The organism is Pedobacter sp. 01T416_2, assembly GCF_056398925.1.
On sequence record NZ_JBFTQI010000598.1, the window covers coordinates 1 to 3,775 of the forward strand.

A 3,775-nucleotide genomic window follows, 5' to 3' on the forward strand; every position below is an offset into this window, starting at 1 on the left:
ATGTGGTCGAATTGCAGGAATCAGAAGAACAGGAATTATATGAACATTTAAAAATTATTGTAGATAAGGGGCAATCGCTGCTTCGTATCGATAAATTTTTGATGGTGCGCGTAGAAAATGCCTCCCGAAACCGTATTCAAAATGCAATTGATGCAGGTAATGTATTGGTTAACCAGAAACAGATCAAAGCGAGTTATAAGGTTAAACCTTATGATGAAATATCTATCGTTTTACCTCACCCACCGCGCGATACCGAAGTTTATCCTGAAGATTTACCGCTTGATATTATTTACGAGGATAGTGATCTTTTGGTGGTGAATAAAGCTGCAGGAATGGTTGTACACCCCGGTTTTAATAATTATACCGGAACTTTGGTTAATGCTTTGGCATTCCATTTTGAGCAACTGCCTCAGTTACCTGGCAATGATGGCCGACCAGGCCTAGTGCACCGCATTGATAAGGATACCTCGGGTTTATTGCTGATCAGTAAAAATGAAAAGTCGATTACACACCTTGCACGTCAGTTTTTCGACCACAGCATTACCCGTAAATATATTGCACTGGTTTGGGGCGATATCGAAAACGATGGAACGGTAACCGGTTACATTGGTAGAAGTGTGAAGGATCGCCGTGTGATGGATATTTATGATGATGAAGAAAAAGGAAAATGGTCTGTAACGCACTATAAAGTATTAAAACGTTTGGGTTACGTTACTTTGATCAGTTGTGAGTTAGAAACAGGTCGTACGCACCAGATCAGGGCGCATATGCAACATATTGGTCATCCACTTTTTAACGATGCAATGTACGGTGGAGATAAGATTTTAAAAGGGACTACGTTTAATAAGTACAAACAGTTTGTAGATAATTGTTTTGAATTGCTGCCCCGTCAGGCTTTACACGCACAAAGTTTGGGTTTTATCCATCCCAGCACTAAAGAGTATATGTATTTTGAATCGTCATTGCCACCCGATTTTAAAGCTGGCTTAACCAAATGGGAAAATTATATCGCTACATCATAAAATATGCTTCAGGAGTACCTTTTATTTAATGATGAATTTCAGGCGGTAGATGCCCCGATTTTAACGGCTTCGAACAGAAGCTTCAAATTTGGCGATGGACTGTTCGAAAGCATGCGGATGATTAATAATAAGCTGCAATTTGCCGATTTACATGCCGATAGATTAACGGCTGGCATGAAAGCGCTTAAAATTGACGGTCATGCTTTAATGGACGATTATTTTCTGCGCCAAAAAACTGCCGACCTGGCCAAAAGGAACAAGTGGAATGGCAATGTCCGTTTTCGCCTTTCTGTATACAGGGGTGGAGCTGGCGTTTATACACCCGAAATTAATAAAGCAGGTTACATTTTAGAAGGTATTCCCTTAAAAGCATCCACATACGAGTTGAACAGCAAAGGTTTGATCATTGATGTTTTTGATGAAATGACCAAACCGGTTAATAAACTCTCGAATTTTAAAACAGCCAATGCGCTGCTTTATGTCATGGCCGGAATTTTTAAAAGCCAAAACCGTTTGGATGAGGCAATGATTCTGAACCAATATGGCTTTCTTTGCGAAAGTATCAGTGCCAATGTTTTTGTCGTATATAACAAACAGATTTATACGCCGTCGCTAGCTGAAGGTTGTATAAGCGGTGTAATGCGTACGGCCATTATGCAGTTGTGCAAAATGAACGATATGCCTTTAATCGAAGCGCAGATCAATCCCGAAATATTAAAAGAAGCCGAAGAAGTGTTTATTACCAACGCAACGCAAGGCATTCAATGGGTAATGGGTTACGGCAGGAAGCGTTATTTTAACGAGGTATCGAAATTTTTGATCGAGAAATTGAATAATTTATAGTGCTATCCCACGATTTGTAGCGCACGGATTACCTTGGTCGTCATGCTGAATTTAGTTCAGCATCTATCATATCCTTAAAAACTGTTCAATTTTTTTGGAAAGCAAAACCTGTAGTGCTTCGGTTTGGGCTGGTCCCGGCCTTTGCTTAATCCCGATAAAATTTGCTTTACAAGATAAACTATACTTAATCGGGATAACGCTGCCGGTCGGGTTTATTTAACCCTAAACAGAAGCACTTTTGTGGCCACTTAAACCCGATCAAAGCGGGATGTTCCCGATTTTACATCGGGATCAAATTTGCAGAAGCGGGAGCGGGGCTGTCTTAAGCCTAAAGCCACTGCAATTGCTTTCCAAAAAGAATTGTTCATATAAAATACTGTCGTCATGCTGATCCGATAGTTATCGGATTTAGTTCAGCATCTTTTATGCTATAAAGACCCTGAATTAAATTTACTGCGTAGCTTTCCGCTGCGCTACAGGTCAGCATGACGACCGTTCATAGATAAATTACAACCGCATTCCCCTTAAAAAATCTTCGATCAGCATTCGTTTTTTTCCTTCGTATTGGATATCTAAAAGTTTGATAAARCCATCTTTTGCGGCAAATTTCAAATAAGTTTTACCATCGGTTAAAAAGCCTCCGGCTACAATGCCTGGCTCTTTATCTTCTATTTCGGCCTTAAATACCTTTAAATTTTTTTCATTGAGTAAGGTAAAAGCAGTTGGGTAAGGGCTTAAACCGCGGATTAAATTATGGATGGTTTGCGCCTGGTTGTTCCAGTCGATTTTGCAATCTTCCTTAAAAATCTTCGGCGCATGTTTTAAATCACCATTTTGTGGCTGTGGCTGCTCTATTATATTATTGGCTTCGATAGCAAGTAGTGTTTTTACCAGGAGATTTGCGCCAACAACCATCAGTTTATCATGCAACTCACCCGCAGTTTCGTCGTCGGCAATGGGCACACTGTCGCTAAGGATGATATCACCGGTATCAATTTCCTGTTTAAGGAAAAATGTAGTTACGCCACTTTCCTTCTCTCCATTTATAATGGCATGGTTAATCGGGGCTGCACCACGGTATTGCGGTAATAACGAACCATGTAAATTGATGGTTCCTTTAGCCGGCATATTCCAAACTATTTCTGGTAGCATTCTAAAAGCCACTACCACTTGTAAATCGGCTTGGTAAGATCTTAGTTCTTCAATAAACTCAGGATTTTTTAACTTTTCAGGCTGTAAAACAGGAATTCCTTTTTCTACAGCATATTTTTTTACTGCACTTTCATTCAATTTTTGGCCACGGCCTGCAGGTTTATCTGGCGCAGTAACCACAGCAACTACATCGAAATTGGCTTGTACCAAGGCATCTAAAGAGGCTACCGCAAAATCGGGCGTACCCATAAAAACTATTTTCATAAAGAAAGTGTTGTGTTTCTAAAAATAACGTGGCTACCCACGTTTAAGTTTTGCAAAATAACTAAAAATAAACCCATACTTATAGGCAAAAATGGTACAAGGCAAAGATGTTGTTAAAGCAAACGGATTGGTGTACGTTACCGATACCATGCCGGGGATTTACCGGAAAGGGAAACCGGGAAAGTTTTATTACGAAGATAAAGAGGGCAACAAAATTACCGAAGAGAAACACCTCGACCGGATAAAGGCCTTAGTTATTCCACCCGCATGGCAAAATGTGTGGATTGCCAGTAAGCCAAATGCATATTTACAGGTTACTGGTATTGATGCTGCAGGCCGGAAACAATATAAATACCATGCAAAGTGGACCAGCCGCCGATCGGAGGCTAAATATTTCCGTTTATTGGAATTTGGAAAAGCATTGCCCAATGCACGGAAAAACCTGGAAAAAGACCTCCGCAGAAAAGATTTCGATGAACGCAAAGTATTGGCCA

3 protein-coding genes and 1 pseudogene are annotated in these 3,775 nt (G+C 40.3%); 3 read left to right on the forward strand and 1 reads right to left on the reverse strand.

What is annotated here, in order from left to right; genetic code table 11:
• Nucleotides 1–2 precede the first annotated feature (2 nt).
• Entirely contained in the window at nucleotides 3–1,022 is a 1,020-nt protein-coding gene (locus AC1DPQ_RS20975; protein ID WP_477610759.1) for an RluA family pseudouridine synthase, read from the forward strand.
• A 3-nt stretch (nucleotides 1,023–1,025) separates the two neighbouring features.
• Nucleotides 1,026–1,865 carry an aminotransferase class IV gene (locus AC1DPQ_RS20980; protein WP_477610760.1) on the forward strand — a complete coding sequence of 280 codons (840 nt, stop codon included), beginning with the start codon at nucleotides 1,026–1,028 and terminating at the stop codon, nucleotides 1,863–1,865.
• A gap of 507 nt (nucleotides 1,866–2,372) precedes the next feature.
• Here AC1DPQ_RS20980 and fmt read toward each other — a convergent pair.
• On the reverse strand, nucleotides 2,373–3,281 hold the full coding sequence (gene fmt, locus AC1DPQ_RS20985) for a methionyl-tRNA formyltransferase (RefSeq protein ID WP_477584205.1): 909 nt from the start codon (nucleotides 3,279–3,281) through the stop codon (nucleotides 2,373–2,375).
• A gap of 91 nt (nucleotides 3,282–3,372) precedes the next feature.
• Between fmt and AC1DPQ_RS20990 the strand changes: the two are divergent.
• Nucleotides 3,373–3,775, forward strand: a pseudogene (locus AC1DPQ_RS20990) (DNA topoisomerase IB); the annotation flags it as partial.

Excerpts from the sequence above, each read along its gene's own strand:
- AC1DPQ_RS20980 (WP_477610760.1), top strand. The coding sequence starts at position 1,026 with ATGCTTCAGGAGTACCTTTTATTTAATGATGAATTTCAGGCGGTAGAT.